This window comes from Chitinophaga sp. 05T412, from assembly GCF_056396465.1.
In genome coordinates, this window is record NZ_JBFTLN010000017.1 from 125117 (window position 1) to 144813 (window position 19697).

Consider the following 19697-nt stretch of genomic DNA (forward strand, 5'->3'; position numbering starts at 1 on the left):
GGTATCAGTTAATATTCTGTCTGTACTGTATTTTAATTGTTGTAGTTTTAAACGATTATCGCGGAGTCCTGTACCAATTGCTGTATGTAGTAATAGCCACCCATGCGTGCGCCAACCAAAATGTTTTTTTATTTCACAGTATCCAACATATCAACACTATTCTGACCTGGAACTATGGCAGCTGTTGAAAAGCGGCGACCAGAAGGCGTTTGAATGCCTGTACGAAAAATACTGGCTGCCCTTATTAGATCATGCCTTTCAGCGCCTGCAGTCCAGAGATGCCGCCAAAGACCTGGTGCAAAGCATCTTTGTGAATCTGTACACCCGCAGGGCCGATATACCCGATATCATTGTGCCCCGGCATTATTTATTCAGCGCCCTGAAATATCAAGTGCTGAACCAGTTACGTAGCACCATGCTCCAGGAAACGAAATTGCAACAACTCCAGGCAGAAGGCCTACGCCACGCCGTCACAGCGGCCTCCCCGGCGGGCCCGGTGATGGAAAAAGAATTGGAGAAAACCCTGAGAGACGCCATGCGCCTGCTCCCTGAGAAATGCCGGGAAGCATTTCTGCTGAGCCGCGTGGAAAATTTATCCTATAAATCTATTGCACTCAAAATGGGCACTTCCGTGAATACCGTGGAAAAGCACATCGGTAAAGCATTGCGCATCCTTCGCGCACATATGGGTAATTATTATGTGGATTGTCTCCTTCCTTTTCTGATTTATTTTCTCTAAAAAAATATTTTAAAAAAATATAAAACCGGATGGCGGTAACCCTTCCTTCAGGTGACTTATATATAGCAGGCGTTATAAACAACCATTATGCAACAGCCCGAAAGGATCATTATACTAATAGAGAAATTTCAGGCCAACGMTTGTACAGATGCGGAATTACAGGAACTGGAAGCCTGGTACGCCACCTTCGATCAACGTACTAAACTTTCTGACCTGCTGAACGAAAGCGAACAGCAGGCGCTGAAAGGAGAATTGTTAGCGGCCATCAATCAGGAAATTGCACCCGCCACATCACCTCACCGCGTGCGGCGCATGCCCTCCTTCCGCCAGGTGGCGGCAGCTGCTGCAGTATTGGTGGGCATCTGTTTGGGTACGTATAAGTGGATGCACAAAGCACCGCTGTCTTCCCAAAATATATTATATACTACTATCACCACCCCGCGTGGACAAACCCGGGAAGTGATGCTGCCAGACAGCAGTAAGGTATGGCTCAACGCCGACAGCAAAATAAAGTTTGCCGAAAACTTTACCCCGCAAAAACGGGAAGTATATCTGGAAGGCGAAGCCTTCTTCGATATTAAACAGGAAACCAGCCGTTCCTTCACTGTTCACAGCGGCGAAGTAGCTACGCAAGTGCTGGGCACTGCCTTTAATGTGAATAACTACGCGGGCAATGAAACGCTGGTAGTGACCGTGGTACAGGGAAAAGTGCAGGTAGCAAAGGCAAACGCCACCATCGGTATTGTAACAAGGGATCAGCAGGTGACCTATAACCGGGCTACCGGCGCTGTATTACAACAGAAAACAGATGCCACTGCCAGCAGTAGCTGGAAAGAAGGCTGGCTGGTGTTTAAAGAACAATCATTCCAGGAAATTGTATCGCAGCTGCAGCGAAAATATGATACAACTATTGAAATCCAGGACCCGGGACTAGCCCGCTGTCGCTTTACCGCCAGCTTTGCGCCCGATACCGATCTGCCAAAAGTATTAAATCTGTTATGTAGAATCAATCATTCCAACTGTCAGCTGATAGCTGGTGCCAACAAAATTATTATCAAAGGCAAAGGCTGTAACTAAAGCCACCCACTTTACATCAATAAGGAGTCTGATACACGGATAACATCGTGTGTCCTGCTATCCTATTATGTGATGCTAACCACGCAGAAAAATTAACGTTATGAAAAAAGTAAGGGAAACAATCGGCTCCCCGCACCTATGGGGCCGGTATTTTTTAACCACCATTTGCCTGCTGCTGGCCAACGCCGCTACTTTGCGCGCAGACACGGATATGCAGCAAATTGGCAAGGTGAAAATATCTATCGCTGCCAGTCAGCAATCACTGGCGAAAGTGTTGACCAGCATTGAGCAGAAAACCGTTTTCCGCTTCGTGTATAATTCTGTCACCCTAAATGAAAGGGCTACACGAAAAATTACGGTAGACGCCAGAAATAAAAGTGTGGAAGCTATTTTAAAAGAAATACTGACACCTGCACATTTAAACTTCCTGCAGGAAGGAATTAATATCCTCATCACACCCGCGGCTCCGCCACTCACTATTACTACCACGCCTACGCTGGATAAAGAAGTGGTAAAAGGTACTGTTACCGGCACCGGCGGCATTCCTTTACCCGGTGTAAATATCCGCGTAAAAGGTACCGCACAGGGCACGCTTACCAATGCCAACGGAGAATTCAGTATTTCCGTGGCCGCCGGCGAAATACTGGTGATTTCTTTTGTGGGATACAACACGCAGGAAGTAGCGGTAACCGGCAAAGCACGCCTGGATATCAGCATGAACGAATCCATCACCAGCTTAAATCAACAGGTAGTTATCGGCTACGGCACACAGAAAAAATCTGATGTAACCGGCGCCATCAGCTCCGTAAAAGGTGAATCACTGAGTAAAATGGCCACTACTAACCCCATCGACGCGCTGCAGGGTAAGATTGCCGGTCTTACTGTTAGCCGCACCGGTGGCGCCCCCGGCTCCATGGCCGACATCAGAATCCGCGGCCTCGGTACCATGGGTAATCACCAACCCCTGTTTATCATCGACGGCGTTTCCGGTGATCCTTACTTTTTAAATAGCGACGATATCACTTCCATGGAAGTGCTGAAAGATGCTGCTGCTGCCGCTATATACGGTTCCCGTGCGGCCAACGGCGTGATCCTTATCACCACTAAAACCGGAAAAAAAGGCGTGGCAGCATTCGACTTCTCCATGTACTCCGGCAAAGTAACGCCTACTAAAAAATACCAGCTCCTTGATGCCGTCGGCTATAAAAAAGTACATAAGCAAATGTACCAGAACGCTGGCAGAACAGACCTGCCCGCCTATTTGAAAGATGATAACGGCCCCACCTGGAACACCAACTGGCAAGACGAAGTAGCGCAGAAAGGCACCAATCGCAATTATGCATTGGGTATCCGCGGCGGGGGAGAAGTAGTCACCTTTAGCCTGTCTGGTAACCTCACCGACGAAGCCGGTACCATCATCGGCTCCGACTTCAACAAAAAAGCACTGCGCTCCCGCGTGGAAGTAAAGAAGGGCATCCTGGATGTAGACGTGAACGTATTTTACGCCAACACCCGCAGCGCCGCTTCTAATATCAATCTCAAAGATGCGTATTATCAATCGCCTTTATTACCGGTATTTGATCCGGCAGAGAAATATGGCTATGCGCTCGAAAAAGACGGCCTGCCTAAGTTTCAGAACCCGATGGCAGCGGCAAACTTTTACAGCAGCTATAACAGAACCCAGTATTTTGTCAGCAACGGCCGCGTGAGCATTGATCTGGCGAAAGGGCTGAAATATACCTTGAACCTGGGTTATACCTCGTCACACGAATTTGATTACGCCTACAATCCACCTAATAAAACCAACGCGAATGAACCAGAAGTACTTTACCCTTATGTATATAATCAACGTAGCAACTGGGAAGAAAAACTGATGGAAAATTTATTGGCGTATCAGTTCAAACTGAATAAACATGCCATTAGGTTGCTGGGTGGCTATACCGCTTCTTCCCAAACCTACGACAACCTGAATGCTTCTGTTACCGGTAAAACCGGCGTACAGTCCATAGATGAAAATGGCAACATCGTTACTACAGATGTGCCTGCGGGATTCCTGGACCCCCGCTTTAAAACCATCCGTGGTGGCAACGGCGGTACTTACGTAGCGGACGGCTCCGGATATATTTACAACCGCAATTCTGTGCTCGGAAGAATAAACTATAGCTACGCAGATAAATACCTGTTACAATTAACTGTGCGGAAAGATGGCTCTTCCAAATTCGGCCCCGACAGCCGCTATGGTACCTTTCCTTCCATGGCCCTGGGCTGGAGAATAACAGAAGAACCCTTCATGAAATCTATCGGCTGGCTGAGCAACCTGAAACTGCGTGCTACTACCGGTAAACTCGGTAACGAAGTAGTATTAGGATATTACGATGCATTGCCCCTCATTTCCAGCGGTAATATATACGGACAAGGATATGTACAAGGCACCGCAGGTACGCCCTGGCAGGGCTCTATTGCCCGCGGCCTGGAAAACAGAAGACTCAGATGGGAAACCGTGAACTCTTCGAATATCGGGATCGACTTCGGCCTGATGAATAATGCCTTATCCGGTAGCCTCAACTACTACCAGAATCGCACTACCGACTTGCTGGTATTAAAAAGAATGCCTTCTTCCGCTGGTCTGGTAGACCCTATCATGAACGTAGGCGAAATTTCCAACAAAGGCATGGAGCTGGAACTTAACTACAGCAATAAATACCGCGGATTAACCTACGATGTTTCCGGTACTTTCAGTACCCTAAAAAATAAAGTGATATCACTGGCTAACAATGGCCAGATCATACAAGGCGCTGGTTTGAAATTTGGAGATCATATTCCTACACAAACCCGCGTAGGCAGCGAAATAGGCGCCTTCTACCTTTATCAGACCGCCGGTATTTTTAAAACGGCCGAAGAAGTGGCTGAATGGAACAAAGCCCATAACAGCATGCAACGCGATGCCAAACCCGGTGATGTAAGATTTATTGATACCAACGGCGACGGCAAGCTGGACCCCAACGATAAAATATATTCCGGCACCGGTATGCCCAAATATGAATACAGCCTGAATATTAATCTCGGGTACAGAAATATAGACCTCTCTATTTTCTTCCAGGGTGCTGGTGGCAACAAAATATACAATGGTAACCGTTTTGAAATGGAAGGCATGGAAGCCGGCCGCAATTTTCTGGCCACAACACTCAACGCCTGGACACCGGATAACAGCAACAGTGAGATGCCCCGCGCCGTATTGCGCGACTTAAACGGTAACAACAGAGAATCTGTACGCTTCCTGGAAAGTGGCGACTACCTGCGACTGAAAACCCTGCAACTGGGGTATACGTTACCGTTATCTCTCACGCAAAGAATCAAATGTAACAAGCTGAGAATATACGCCAGCGGGCAAAACCTGCTCACGTTTACCAAATACAGCGGCCTGGACCCGGAAGTGGGAAGAACCGGTGTTACCAGCATTGGTGTGGATAGAGTATTGTATCCACAAACCAAAACAGTGATGGCAGGTGTACAACTTTCCTTCTGATCCATTTTTACAAATTTAAAAGTGACGGTATGAACCATTCAAAAATATTATTGCGCTTCTTGTTGCCGGCGATGCTTGCTTTCTCCGCCTGCGAGAAGAATTTTCTGGATCAGCAATCGCCTGATCAATTGACCACAGACCGGTTCTGGCGCAATAAAAGTGATGCGTTGTCCGGACTGGCTTCTACTTACGGACAACTGGAAAGCGCTATCGACTGGAATAACTTTATTGAAGCGCGTTCAGCCAGGGAATATTACCGGGAAGACTTTGTAATACCCGGTGCAGATGCCGATGGATATCCCTGGTGGCTGGAGCATTATTACTTTACGTTTACGCCTGGGAGTTATGCCGTAGAATTATTATGGGCAGATAATTACCGCGGCATTAGCTTCGCCAATCAAGTCATTGAACGGGTGGGCGCCATGCCCGATAGCAAGATAGATGCACCCAGTAGAAAAATGATCGTGGGGGAAGCGCAGTTTTTAAGGGCTTACTATTATTTCAGTCTTGCCAAAAACTTTGAGAAAATGGTGCTGCGCGACAAAATGCCTAAAAGTGACCTTGAAATTGGACATGTGCTGTCCGATAAAAAAGCCATCTGGGATTTCATCCTGGCCGATCTGAAAGCAGCGKAAGCTAACCTGCCTTTGCGCTCTAAACGCCCTAATACAGAAATGGGCCGCGCCACCAAAGGCGCTGCACAGGCTTATCTGGGAAAAGTATACATGTACATGGCGGGTGAATATAAAGACCAGGCAAACGACTACTACAAAGCAGCAGCAGAGTGGTTCAGCGCTGTGAAAAATTCCAATGAATACAGCCTGGAAGCCAACTATGGCAGCATGTTTAACGGCACCAACAAAAACTGTAAGGAATCCATTTTTGAACTGCAGCTGTCGGCGGACGAAAGCAATGGCGCCTGGTACAAATTTGCGCTCAACGCCTGGATCGGCGCCAGTGAACTGAATGGATACGGGGAAATATATGGCACGCCACGCCTGGTGACGGAAATGACGAAAGAAGGAAAAATTGCCGCAGATGGTAACTACGATAAACGTATATACGCGACCGTATTTTTTAATGATCCATACTTCAATGATGAACAGGCATTACGGGTATATGGTAAAACCTTCAAATCCTGGTTTGGCGCCAATTTAAATGCGGTCGCCTTCCGTAAATGGACGCCGGTAGATATTTCCCGTATGCAACAGGCCAATGATATCAATATACCACTGATGCGTTATGCCGATGCGTTGCTGTTGTATGCAGAAGCGCTCAATGCTACTGGTCGTACTGATGCTGCTATTCCACTGATCAACGAAGTGAGAAAACGCGCCGGTATGCCCGCTATCACCGTCAATACCAAAGAAGCGGTATTCCAGCAACTCATGCACGAAAGGGTGATGGAGCTTACCCTGGAAAGCAGCCGCTATTATGATTTACGCAGATGGGGACTGCTGGAAACTAATATGAAAGAAGCCGACCGCACTTATGCGCCCGAAAGAGCCTATTACCCTTTGCCGAAAAGTGAAGTGGATAATAACGGGGAAATTAAATAGCTGTTGCATTTTATCAACTAAAGCATTTATCATGACGAATCTGTTTAACAGGCTGCTTGCAGCCCTGCTGATATGTTTTGTGCTCTGTATCAGCCAAACCGGCTACGCACAAAGTCCGGTCTGTGGCACGGAACAAGCCATGGAAGCCTATTATAAGCTGCATCCTTCTGCAAGAGCACGGATGCAGACCTACGAAAAATACCTGCAAAAGGTGCAACGGGAAGTAGTGACCAGCATGGCCCGTAAAAGCGCTGTCCATGGTCCTACAGACGATACCTGCGGGATGCAACTGTATGTGATACCCGTGGTGTTTCACGTGTTTTATGGCAGCTCTCCCGAAGAAGCGGCGCAGCTGGTACCGTTATCACAGCTGCAATCCGCCATCGATATTGCCAACGAAGATTTTAACATGACCAACAAAAAGCTGATCAACACCATCGATCCGCTTTTTGCTCCCATTGCCAGCCGGATGCGTATTAAATTCGTATTGGCGGCGAAAGACCCGCAAGGCCGCCCTACACAAGGCGTTACCTATCAATCGGAGAGAAGATTTTTTGGAGATGTAACCAAAGAAGCAGAAGACTCGGTGGCCAAATATGCCTGGGATAACTACAAATACTGCAACGTATATGTAATGAACTACCTGGAGCATAACAACAAACCCATGCCCAAAGCTACTTTCAAAGTAAGCAAACAGGAAACAGATGGAGGAACAAAACAGGTGATCACTGGTGAAAACAGCCAACAGTTTTTCTACGTGGGCGAAAACTATTTTTCCGGCGGACCGGTTACCCTCAACGTATATACGCCGAAAATAGACCTGACAGGCGTACAAAATCCCGTGCTGACTTTCTCTGATAACCTCAGCTGGGACCCGGATTATCCTTCGAACAGACCGGAAGATAAAGGCACTACCATCCTCGCGGCTACTTCATTGAATGGTCCATGGACAGCAATACAAACCATCAGCACATTTAAATCAGATTTTAATAAATGGCTGCCCCGTCAGGTGAACCTGTCTGCTTTCGCTGGCAAACAGATTTATCTGAATTTCCGCCGGAATAAACATCATTTCTACTACGGCATTGATAACGTATGTATCAAAGCTTCCGGTACCACCAGCTGCGTATTCAATGAAGGCTTTGAATCTGCTGCCGCAGGCACATTGCCTGTAGGATGGACCACTGCTGTAACAGATTACAACTACGATAATAATAATTCCGGCATCGCCTGGTACCCCGATAAAGGGATGAACGATGCCAAAACATCGCGTATTGTATTTAACGGATGGTATCTCGGAATGGGTGGCATCTCCCTAAACAACAGAAGTTTTAATTCTACTTTCTCACATGAGCTGGGCCACTGGCTCAACCTGAAACATACGTTTGATGGCAACAATTGCAGCGGTCCCGGCGACGGCGTAGACGATACCCCTTCTACCAACGTAGCTGGCGGAGGTTGTAACGCTACGGTATGCGGCCATAAAATCAATGGAGAAAACTTCATGGATTATAATACCAGTTGCTATAAAATGTTTACCCGCGGTCAAATGGATCGGGCTACAATGGCCATGCAACATGTAGCGCGTAAATCTATCTGGCAACTCAGCAACCTTGACGCCACCGGCGTAAGAGCAGCGTATGATAACGTATGCCCGCCACAAGCTGCTTTCATCATGGATGTGGATAAAGTGCTGGCAGGTACACATACCAAAGTCACCTTCTCGGATTTCTCTATTCATTTCCCTACTTCCTGGAAATGGACGATCGATAATGGCGAAGGCGCTCCCATCACCGTTGCCACGGCTTCAGCGGAAGCTGTATTTAATAAAGCCGGCACTTATAACGTTACCCTGATAGTTAAAAATCAGAACGGTGAAAATACCCTGACGAAAACCGTTTCGGTGGTAGAAAAAAATCCTTCGGCCTGCAAACAGGGAGAGGACTTTAACTACAGCGCACCTGGTAGCCTGCCTGCCGGCTGGACCAAACAAATTCCTACCGGAAACTCTGCGGCAGCCAAAGTCACCAGCTCTGAAGAGGTAGATCTGGATGGACCTATGGCCACGTTGAAAGCAAAAGATAATACCAGCTATCTCTTCATAGGTGAAAATTTCAACTCAGAACAAAATAAGTCGGATGAAATAAATGTCTATACCCAGCTGTATTCACTGGTCGGCATTACCGCTCCCGCTATCTATTTCACAGACAACCTCGCCTGGGATAAATCGTGGCCTTCCTCCCGTCCGGACGATAAAGCCACTACGATATTCGTTTCCACGTCGCTTGCTGGTCCATGGGAAATGGTGTCTTCACCGAGTACCAACAAAAGCCAGATGGGCAAATGGAATGATCGCAAAATGAAAATACCGGTAGCATTTATCGGGAAAGATATTTATGTGAGAATCCGTCGTAATGAGCACCACTTCTTTTATGCCATGGATGATTTGTGCATCAAAGAATGGGACGGTACAGTGGAACCTGAGCCGGAACCAAGCATGGGCGCCGATTGTAAAGCAGGTGAAAACTTCAATACCACCGGTACTGATAACATGACACCGGGATGGACACAGCTGGTACCTGCTACGCTGAAAGGCGGAAAATTCCGCGCTACCAAACAGGAAACGGTACGACTGGTTACTGCCATGGCTTACCTGCAGGCAGCTGATAAATCCACTTACCTGTTCCTCGGTGAAAACTATGATGATGAGAAAAATGATGCGGTAGAAGTAAATCTCTATTCCGCCAAATTGGTCCTCACTGGTATCGATAAACCTGTGATACACTTTGTAGATAATCTTTCCTGGGATCTTACCTGGCCAGAGCCTCGTCCGGAAGATAAAGCCACTACGGTATTTGTATCTGAATCACTGACAGGGCCATGGAAAAGTATGGCGGTATTGAATACCCCACAGGCAGATATTGGTAAATGGAATGAGCGCACCATTGACCTCACGGAATTTAGTGGTAAAACTATTTACGTGCGTATCAGTCGTAATAAACATCATTATTTCTACGCCGTGGACGACTTCTGCGTACAGAGCGGTGTCATCCCTCCAGATCCGGAACCCAGCATGGGCGAAGGTTGCAAGGCCGGCGAGAACTTCGATAAAATGACGGCAGGTCAGAAGCCGGCTGTATGGACAGTGAAAATTCCTGCCGGTAACAAAGCCACCGCGAAAATTACGCAGAGCGAAAATGTATCGATTGATGGTAAACAAGCCACGATCAAATCGGCTGATAATTCCAATTACCTGATGCTCGGTGAAAACTTCAATGATGACCTCAATTGGGTAGATGAAATTAATCTCATCTCTGGAAAAGTGTCGCTGAAAGGCTTGAATAAAGCAGTACTCACCTTTACGGATAACCTTGCCTGGGACGCTTCCTGGCCGGATGCCCGTCCGGAAGATAAAGCGACAGCTATTTTTGTAGCTACTTCCGCAGCAGGTCCCTGGGATAGTATTACCGCGCTGACTACATCCAATACTAAATTCAAACTTTGGAACGAACGCACGGTAGACCTGAGTAAGTATGACGGTAAAGATATTTTTATCCGCTTCCGCAGAAATGAACATCATTACTATTACGCGCTGGATAATATCTGTATCAAAAATGGTGGTCCTACCAATCCTGATCCAGACCCGGAACCTAGTATGGGCAAGGAATGTAAAGCAGGTGAAAACTTTGATAAAATGAAAGCCGGTGCTGCTCCTGCCGGATGGAAGAAGGAAATTCCTACTGGCAACAGCGCCACGCTGAAAGTCACCACCAGTGAAAATGTAGATATAGACGGCTTAAAGGCGACTATCAAATCGGCTGATAATTCACCTTATTTGTTCCTTGGTGAAAACTTCAATAATGAGTTGAATGGTCCGGATGAATTGTTCCTCTATTCAGGTAAAATGTCGTTGAAAGGTGTGAAAGATGCTACCCTGAATTTCTCCGACAACCTGGGCTGGGACCCTTCCTGGCCGGCGGATCGTCCGGATGATAAGGCGACTACTATTTTCATTGCGCAAAATGAAAACGGTCCCTGGGATAGTGTGGCGGTATTGAGTACTAACAAGTCCAACTTTGCCAAATGGAATGCGCGTACCGTGAACCTGAAAGCCTATGATGGCAAGGATATTTACCTCCGTATTCGCAGAAATGCCCATCATTTTTATTATGCTTTGGAAGATATATGCATAAAAGGAACTGACAGTGGTACAAATCCGGGCGGGCCTGGAGATCCTGTACAGCCACCACTTGGCAAAGGCGCCTTTGGTTTGATGATCACCCCTAACCCGGTATCGCAGACCATGCGCATTACTTTCCTGAACAAAGCACCGGGAGCCGTACACTTCCAGGTAATTGATATGGGAGGCAGGGTGATGATGCAGGGCAAATTACAGAGTGCTGGTCGCGCCAGTGAAACACACGAATGGCCGGTATCTTCCCTGGCGCCGGGTGTATACCTGCTCAAGCTGCAGAATAGTGAATCCACCGAATCACAACGGTTCATTAAGCAGTAGTGTAATGGTATCGGCTGCCGGTAAGGCATCGGCAGCCGACATTTTCTTATCCACAAAAACAGGTCATTATGTTGCTCAGATATATTGTTTATTCATTGGGCTTGTCCGCCGCTGTAGCAATTTTTCCGGGTAGGGTACAGGCGCAAACCATCCCTGCCACTGGTATCAATGTAGATGGCAGATCCAATACCATCAGTACCGCCGTTCCTTTTTTGAGAATATCTCCGGACGCCCGCAGTGGCGCCATGGGAGAAACGGGACTGGCGCTTTCACCAGATGCTAACTCCGTTTACTGGAATTTATCGGCATTGGCATTCTCCGAAAAAAGTGCAGGCGTAGCCGTTAGTTATACGCCCTGGCTCAGAGATCTGGTAGGTGATATGTACCTCGCCAGTTTGAGTGGTTTTAAAAAGCTGGACGACCAGCAAACCATTGGTGCATCACTCCGTTATTTTTCCATGGGAAATGTAGATTTCCGCAATAAAGATGGACAGGAGCAGGGCAAAGCACGGCCTAATGAAATGGCCATTGATGCGGGGTATGTTCGTAAGCTCAGTGAGCATTGGTCGCTGGGTTTGGCCATGCGCTATATTTACTCCAACCTGGGTAGTGGTCAGCATACCGACGGTGGCCGCGCATTCAAGCCCGGACATACGGTAGCGGCAGATTTATCTGCTACCTATACCAAGGAAAAAGAGTATGAAAACGGACAATCCGGCCGTTTTAATCTCGGTGTGGCTATTACCAATATGGGAAGTAAAATATCGTATGGCGGTGATGCACAGAAATATTTCATGCCTGCCAATTTGGGTATCGGTGGCGCCTATACGCACCAGCTGGATGAACAAAATAAAATCACTTTTGCGCTCGACATCAACAAGCTGCTGGTGCCTACACCGGCGTTGCTCATAGATAGTACTGCCGGCAACTACGGCAAAGGCTCCATGGATGGCATGTTGGGTTMTTTTACGGATGCGCCAGGTGGTTTTAAAGAGGAATTGCAGGAGGTGATGTGGTCAGCTGGTACTGAATACTGGTACAATGATTTGTTGGCCATCAGAGGGGGCTATTTTCATGAATCTGCCCAGAAAGGCAACCGCAAATATTTTACTGCTGGTATGGGCGTGCGCTGGAACGCCATAGGCATTAACCTGTCGTATGTGATCCCATCGGGGGCCGGTACTACGCGGAACCCATTGTCAAATACCATGCGCTTGTCGCTTGTTTTTGATTTGGGTAAGAAGGATTGACATAACCTGCCACTAACATAGAGATGAGAAAAGGGCTCCGCCGTCTGGTGGAGCCCTTCCTGGTGATTTGACCCGGTCATTATTCCCAGTCTATTTTATAGCGATATACCCAATCAATTCCTTTGATACCAAATAGTTTAATAAACACGCTCATCATGAAGTTGCGAATCTTCGCCTGGAAGGGAGTAAGGACTTTTTTGTCGGCGCTACGTTTGCGTCCTTCCGCTACAATCTTCTCTACGCGTTGTTTGCGACCATTTTCAAATTGTGTGAATACTTTTTCATAATCTGCTTTTTCGTCCCGGAGTAGTTTGGCGAGGTACATAGCGTCTTCCAATGCTAAAGAAGCGCCCTGACCAGCATTGGGGCTTACTGCATGAGCAGCGTCGCCAATCAGTAATACGCGGCCTTTATGCCAGGTGGGTAGCGACGGTATGTCGCTGATGTTTTGCCTGATTGGACGCTCTGTATGTTTAATCAATGCGGTAATGGGTGCATGGAAATCCTGGTAAATCCCCAGCATTTCTTCCTGTAGTTTATCCATCGCGGTATCCCGCAAGGCGGCTTCGCTCATAGGCTGCGCTGCCTCGAGATTGGACCACCACATCGCATACCCCTTATCAGCAGCACAATAACCGAAAAAGCCTTTGGCTCCAAAAGTAAAATTCAGACTGCTTAAATCCTGTCGGGTAAGCTCCGGCACATTTTCCAGCTTCACAAATCCGCCTACGCCTACCACGCCTACAAAGGAAGGGGAGGGGCCAATGGGTAAAATATGGCTGCGTGTTTTGGAACGGATACCATCCGCACCAATGAGTATATGACCGCTGTCGCTGCTTCCGTCTTCGAAATAAGCCGTGACGCCAATGGGAAGTTCTTCAATAAACTGTAATCGTTTATTGTAACTGACCTCAATACCCGCTTTATTGATTTCATCGGTCAATACCTCATATAATGCAGCCCTGGATATACTTACGCCCGGCTGCCCATATTTGTTGGTATCTCCATAGGGAATACGCGCCAACACTTTCCCGTTTTCATTCCGGAAACAATGCTCCTTTGTAATAGCACCACGGGCGGCCAGTTCGTCCGCCAATCCCAGTGCCGCCAATACATTCATCCCATTGGGGGCAATATTCATTCCACCACCGGCTGCTCCTTTGTAAGCATATGCCTCGTAAATACTACAGGAAATACCGGCTTTTTTTAAGAATAAGGCCAGCGCCAGACCAGCCACTCCGCCACCAATAATCAATACATGCTTTGATTGGGTATTGTTGATCATATAATTTGTTTATGATGCAAAGCTATTGATACCGTGTACCCACAACAATGGAAAACAGGTAAGATAACCCGGGTTTGCCGGTGAAAGGAGCAATTATAACGGTGAAACAGTATGGGGGGCCCGATATTATTAATATTTTCAGGTAAACAGATGTATAAACCGCTCTGTACAGTGGCGAAGGAGGAGCGTATCAATAGGTATTCATTCAATAAAAAAGCATCGCAGACGCGATGCTTTTTGTTGTTAGTGTAGTATGAATTTATTAGTCGTTAGTGTTGTAAAAATGCGGTGATCCTCGCAGCTATCTCCACGGCATATTCTTCCAACGCAAAGTGCCCCGTTGGATAGAAATACATTTCCGTATCAGGCATATCTTTTTTATAAGCCAGTGCACCAGGTTTCAGGAATACCGGATCATTTTCACCCCAAACAATCAACACTTTCGGAGAAAGTTTGCGCAAGGTTTCCTGCCATTTTGGATACTCCGCAATATTAAAGCGATAGTCATATTTCAGTTTGTACTKAATGTCTTTGTTGCCGGGTCTGTCCATCAACAGCTGATCCAGCAGGTAGCTTTCGGGGGCTACTTTAGTAGAATCGCTCACTCCATGCAGGTATTCAAATTTGGTATATTCCAGTTCAAATGCACTGTATACTTTGGCGCGGGAAGCTTCTGTGTTTTCGTCGATATTTTTCTTATATGATTTCAGGATATCGCTTAATCCTTCTGCATAAATATTTCCATTCTGTACAATCAAACGATCGAGTATAGCCGGGTTACGCTGAATGATTCTCATACCTACCGGTGCACCATAATCGAAGATGTACATGCTGCATTTGGTAACGCCTTTCAGCTGCAGGAACTTTTCAACGATGAGTGAATAGTTTTCAAAGGTATAATCAAAGTCGGTCATGGCTGGCATATCACTGAATCCATAACCAGGATAATCAGGTGCCAGAATATGAAACTGATCTTTCAGCAAAGGAATGAGTGTTCTGAAATTGTGGGAAGAAGAAGGGAACCCATGTAACAGGAGCAGCGTAGGTTTGGTAGGGTCACCTGCTTCCCGGTAAAAGATATTAAGACCATCCACCTTCATGGTTCTGTGATATACCGGATATTGCTCTTGTGCAGTGCCGGCTAAAGTAGTTGTCATAAGTATGAGTATTAAAAAGATTTGCAAAGTTAATCGGTATTTCATCTGTTAATAATTTTCAGTGTTGATAATATTCTTTCAGAAAGAATAACAAGGTAATAGTGGCTCCCAATACAATGATGATGTTGCGTAATATAGTTTGTGGTATTTTCCGGGTAAATTTTGCACCGTAATATCCACCCAGCAAGGCGCCCGCCAGCATGATCAGTGTATATTCCCAAACAATCATGTGGGAAACGATGAATGCAATGGCTGCAATTCCGTTGTTGAAGGACACTAATAATACTTTGAGCCCGTTCATTTCATTGAGTTGCCGGTATCCAAAGAAGCTGAAAACGGTGAGTAATATCATGCCCAGCCCTGCGCCGAAAAAGCCGCCATAGATCCCGATGAGTAATAATGTAGTTGCTTTGCTGGTTATGCTGATATGATGTTGAGGTCCGTTCAGCAACCGGCGGATAAGTACCGGACTGGCCACAAACAGCAGCCAGGTAAAGAGCAGAAAAAACGGCACGAACTTACGGAACAGCTCAGGAGATGATATCACTGCAAGGCTGGCGCCAATAAGGCCCCCAAGCGTAATGGCAATAATAAGGGGGCCGGTGTGTTTCCAGCTATAGTCGGTATCGGTACGGTACGCATTGATACTGGCGATGTTCCCCGGCCACAACGCTACTGTACTAATGGCGTTGGCGGCTAACGGTGTGGTACCAATGGATATCAGCGAAGGATAAGAAACGAAACCACCACCGCCGGCGGCGGCATTCATAGCACTACCGAAAATAGCGGCACCAAATAAAACAAGGGCATCTTGCGCGGGTATCATGACGTAGGTACAATTTAAAGGTGTAAAACCAGGAGCGGGGTGTGACCTGCGCTCCTGGTGTGTAATGGGATGATCAGGCAGTTGCTAATGATTTGCGGGCAACTTTTCTTCCCAGGAATTCTCTGATGGTGGCGGCTATTTCTTTTCCATGGCTTTCGAGAGCAAAGTGACCAGCGTCAAATAAATGATATTCCAGGTGTTTCACATCTTTCTTATAGGCTTCAGCACCTGCTACAGGGAATATGTAATCGTTTTTACCGTATACAATCAGCATTTCCGGGTTATGAGTGCGGAAGTATTCCTGCCATTGAGGGTATAAGGTGGTATTGTTCTGATAGTCGTAGAACAGTTGTAGCTGTATGTCGTTATTACCCGGGCGTTGCAGGTGACGCAGGTCCAGTTCCCAGTTGTCAGGGCTGATCACCGTGGTATCCGGTACGCCGTGTGTATACTGCCATTTCAGGCCATCTATGCTGTGAAATCCTTCCAGGGTACGTTCTGTTACTTTATCGTTTTTATCTTTCCAGTATGCTTTGATGGGGTCCCAGAATTGTTCCAGTCCTTCATTGTACGCACATCCATTTTGTACAATCAATGATTCAATGCTTTCGGGATGTGCTGTTGCCAGACGATAGCCTACCGGTGCGCCATAGTCCATGAGATAAAGGCTGTAACGTTTCAGTCCGAGTTGGTCGAGCAGGCCTTGTACGATGTCGGCCAGGCTGGCAAAGGTGTAGGGGAAATCGGTCATATGTGGTTGGGCACTTCTGCCAAAGCCGGGATAGTCGGGCGCTATCAGATAGTATTCGTCGGAGAGTTCCTGCATCAGGTTGCGGTACATATGGGAGGAAGTAGGATAACCGTGTAATAGTACCAGGGTTGGTTTGTTTTTCTGACCAGCTTCTCTGTAAAAGATATCGATGCCATTTACTTGAGTGGTGTGGTATTTAACGTTGCTCATTTGATGAAATTTTTAAAGTGGTTTAAATATAATTACCGAACGTTCGGTAAAATTAAAAGGAAAAAAATATTATTCGTGTGTGAAAAGCACTTTCAAATCAGCTAAAGCCTTGTGAAAATGAGAAGGATCTTTCAATCCTTTCGAGAGTACCAGGCTTCCCTGTATCAGTACCAGCGATTGCCTTGCTTTCGCCTTTGCCTGTGCGTTGGTAAAGCCTTGTTCTACCCCCAGTGCCGTAAATGCGTCAATCCACAGTAACATGGCCTTGCTGATGGCATCGCCCAACGCCACCATGCCCGAATCAAGGGAGAGGGCGTTCAGGATACAGCTCTTCTCACCATTCTGATACAACTCTTTGATGAACTGGATCACCCGCTGCAATTTAGTAGCCGGCGCTACCCCTTTTTCTGCCAGCACGTGGTAGATGTTGTCTTTTACCGAGGTGTATACATATTCAAGCACCATCATGGCTATCTCATTCTTCCCGCCGGGAAACCGGTGGTAGAGACTCGCTTTCTGTAAGCCGGTGGCTTTAGCAAGGTCGTTGAGGCTGGCGCCTTCAAAGCCCTTTGATTGTAACACGGACATCAGTCCTCCTATCAATCTTGCGTCGTCTATTTTTTGCGGTCTCATGAAAMAAAGGTAGGGCGTTTTTTGATATTACCAAACGTTCGGTAAAATATTTTCAAAAATATTTTATCACCCATTTTTCTTTTTTAGGCAGATGACCAATTTTAGCAGGCCATTTTTGGGGAAGAAAAAACAAAAAATATTTTGCATCTTTGAGTCCCTGATATTTTTATAAAGAACGATGAGCACATTGCCGCTATGATAAGGTCATCTGTAACTGGCTGATATAAGCAGATGCCTGCCTTGCACAAAATGGTAAATGATGTCATCATTCAGTGAACAATTAATATAGCGTGTCCTTACTATTATTATTCCACGGTAATAGCTTCTCCGGCCAGGATACGTTGTCATAAACATCCATTTTTTATTTGTTGCAACCAGCAGCGGAGGAATGCGAAAGCCTGATGGCGTCTGCATTCGGAAACGATACTGTCTGGGAAACAGGCACACAAATAGGAATCATTAAAAACGTAATCATCATCATGAAAAAAATAGTATGCCTGTTTTTCTTGTTGTCAATGGCCGTAATACCCGGCATCGTGTGGGCACAAAAGAAAGGAAGCCATCAGCAGTGGACGGCAGATAATGGGAATGGGACATTCAAAAATCCGCTACTGTGGGGCGATTGGCCCGATCCGGATGTTATCAGGGTGGGCGATTGGTTCTACCTGGTCACCACCAGCATGCACTTTGTACCCGGCAGTCCCATCTTACGCTCCAAAGACCTCGTAAACTGGGAAATGGCCGGCTACGCAGTAAACCGTTACGATGAAGATCCCAGGTATGATATGAAGGGAGGTACGTTATACCTCAATGGCTCCTGGGCCAATACCATCCGGTATCACAACGGTTTATTCTATGTAGGATTTTGTACACCCTATGGCTGGGGCACTGAAAAGGGCCATTTTTCTATCTGTACCGCGAAGGATGTCAAAGGCCCGTGGACCAGAACTATTTTTCCGGAATACCTCTATGATCCCGGATTATTTTTTGACGACAATGGCAAAGTATACGTTGTACACGGCACTGGCACCCTTTACCTGACGGAGCTGGCAGCGGATGCTTTATCCGTGAAAGGAGAGAATGTGAAGATCTGGCAGGGCGCTATTAACCGTCCACAGGGATCTTCCGCTCCCGGCACCGCCTATGGCATGGAAGGTTCTCACATGTATAAAATCAATGGCTATTATTATATCACCAATCCAGCCGGTGGTACAGAAGGATGGCAGGTTTGTTTGCGCAGCAAACAGATTACCGGACCATATGAATCAAAAATCATTTACCAGGATGAAAGCAGTTATCCATCCAACGGTCTTCACCAGGGAGGCATGGTACAACTGAAGAACGGCGATTGGTGGTTTATCATTATGCAGGATCGTGGCCCCATCGGACGCGTACCCCATCTGATGCCCGTTAACTGGGTGGATGGATGGCCTATCCTTGGTGAAAATGGGAAAGGATACAACACCGGGAAAAAGCCAGACATAGGAAAACCAGTGGCAATAACGATACCAGCTACCTCCGACGAGTTTAATAGTCCTCAACTGGGATTGCAATGGCAGTGGAATCACAACCCGGACAACAGCAAATGGTCGCTTACAGAAAAAAAAGGCAGCATGCGGTTGCATGCCTCCTATGCGCCTTCATTAACAGAAGCACGCAATACACTCACACAACGCGTGCAGGGGCCATCTTCCACCGGCAAAGCAGAAATGGATATGAGCGGCTTAAAAGATGGAGATATCAGCGGCTTAGGCATCTTTCAAAGTCCCTATGCTTTTATAGGTATCAGAAAAGAGAAAAACACCACTACGCTGGTGATGGTGAACGATGGTAAAGTGATAGACAGCATCCCTGTATCACAAACCCGTATATGGCTCAGCGCTGCGGTGACGGATAAAGGCTTTACTGCCGGCTTTTCGTATAGCCTCGATGGTAAACGCTTTATTCCTTTCGGCGATCAGCTGAAAATGGGACTAGGGTATCCATGGACTGCCAACCGTTTTGCCCTGTTTAATTTTAATACCATCCGGGGAAATGAAGGTGGTTATGTAGCTGTTAACTGGTTTCATTTTACCGGCAGCAACAACTAACCACGCAACAATAATCCTGTTAAAGGCGAAGGCAGGGCTTTCCGCTCAGGTGAGCCCTGCCTTTCAGTAAAAGCAGAA

At 46.8% G+C, this 19697-nt stretch carries 12 protein-coding genes; 7 read left to right on the forward strand and 5 right to left on the reverse strand.

Annotated features, from left to right (window positions below; translation table 11 throughout):
- The first annotated feature begins 106 nt into the window (after positions 1-106).
- The 6 genes from AC1DFM_RS29590 to porV all read left to right on the forward strand — a co-directional run bounded on the left by AC1DFM_RS29590 (position 107) and on the right by porV (position 12667).
- Positions 107-739 carry an RNA polymerase sigma factor gene (locus AC1DFM_RS29590; RefSeq protein ID WP_477080394.1) on the forward strand — a complete coding sequence of 211 codons (633 nt, stop codon included), beginning with the start codon at positions 107-109 and terminating at the stop codon, positions 737-739.
- An 87-nt stretch (positions 740-826) separates the two neighbouring features.
- Positions 827-1816, forward strand: a complete 990-nt coding sequence (locus AC1DFM_RS29595) for a FecR domain-containing protein (protein WP_477080395.1) — start codon at positions 827-829, stop codon at positions 1814-1816.
- Positions 1817-1916: 100 nt separating this feature from the next.
- The gene (locus AC1DFM_RS29600) at positions 1917-5342 is read left to right on the forward strand and encodes a SusC/RagA family TonB-linked outer membrane protein (RefSeq protein ID WP_477080396.1); all 3426 of its coding nucleotides are present in this window, start codon (positions 1917-1919) and stop codon (positions 5340-5342) included.
- Positions 5343-5371: 29 nt separating this feature from the next.
- A complete protein-coding gene (locus AC1DFM_RS29605) occupies positions 5372-6901 on the forward strand; it encodes a RagB/SusD family nutrient uptake outer membrane protein (protein WP_477080397.1) in 1530 nt (509 codons plus the stop codon).
- Positions 6902-6932: 31 nt separating this feature from the next.
- Complete coding sequence (locus AC1DFM_RS29610; RefSeq protein ID WP_477080398.1) at positions 6933-11417, forward strand: M43 family zinc metalloprotease; 4485 nt, start codon at positions 6933-6935, stop codon at positions 11415-11417.
- 68 nt (positions 11418-11485) lie between these two features.
- Positions 11486-12667 (forward strand): type IX secretion system outer membrane channel protein PorV, encoded by a 1182-nt coding sequence (porV, locus tag AC1DFM_RS29615; RefSeq protein WP_477080399.1) that lies wholly within the window; start codon positions 11486-11488, stop codon positions 12665-12667.
- Positions 12668-12746: 79 nt separating this feature from the next.
- On the opposite strand, the gene AC1DFM_RS29620 is transcribed toward porV, so the two are convergent.
- The 5 genes from AC1DFM_RS29620 to AC1DFM_RS29640 form a co-directional block, all read right to left on the reverse strand.
- Positions 12747-13952 (reverse strand): FAD-dependent oxidoreductase, encoded by a 1206-nt coding sequence (locus AC1DFM_RS29620; RefSeq protein ID WP_477080400.1) that lies wholly within the window; start codon positions 13950-13952, stop codon positions 12747-12749.
- Positions 13953-14221: 269 nt separating this feature from the next.
- Positions 14222-15109 carry an alpha/beta fold hydrolase gene (locus AC1DFM_RS29625; RefSeq protein WP_477080401.1) on the reverse strand — a complete coding sequence of 296 codons (888 nt, stop codon included), beginning with the start codon at positions 15107-15109 and terminating at the stop codon, positions 14222-14224.
- Between the two features lie 58 nt (positions 15110-15167).
- The gene (locus AC1DFM_RS29630) at positions 15168-15935 is read right to left on the reverse strand and encodes a sulfite exporter TauE/SafE family protein (protein WP_477080402.1); all 768 of its coding nucleotides are present in this window, start codon (positions 15933-15935) and stop codon (positions 15168-15170) included.
- A 73-nt stretch (positions 15936-16008) separates the two neighbouring features.
- A complete protein-coding gene (locus tag AC1DFM_RS29635; RefSeq protein ID WP_477080403.1) occupies positions 16009-16896 on the reverse strand; it encodes an alpha/beta fold hydrolase in 888 nt (295 codons plus the stop codon).
- 69 nt (positions 16897-16965) lie between these two features.
- Positions 16966-17529 carry a TetR/AcrR family transcriptional regulator gene (locus AC1DFM_RS29640; protein WP_477080404.1) on the reverse strand — a complete coding sequence of 188 codons (564 nt, stop codon included), beginning with the start codon at positions 17527-17529 and terminating at the stop codon, positions 16966-16968.
- A 365-nt stretch (positions 17530-17894) separates the two neighbouring features.
- On the opposite strand from AC1DFM_RS29640, the gene AC1DFM_RS29645 reads away from it, so the two are divergent.
- Positions 17895-19619 carry a glycoside hydrolase family 43 protein gene (locus AC1DFM_RS29645; RefSeq protein WP_477080405.1) on the forward strand — a complete coding sequence of 575 codons (1725 nt, stop codon included), beginning with the start codon at positions 17895-17897 and terminating at the stop codon, positions 19617-19619.
- Positions 19620-19697: the final 78 nt, after the last annotated feature.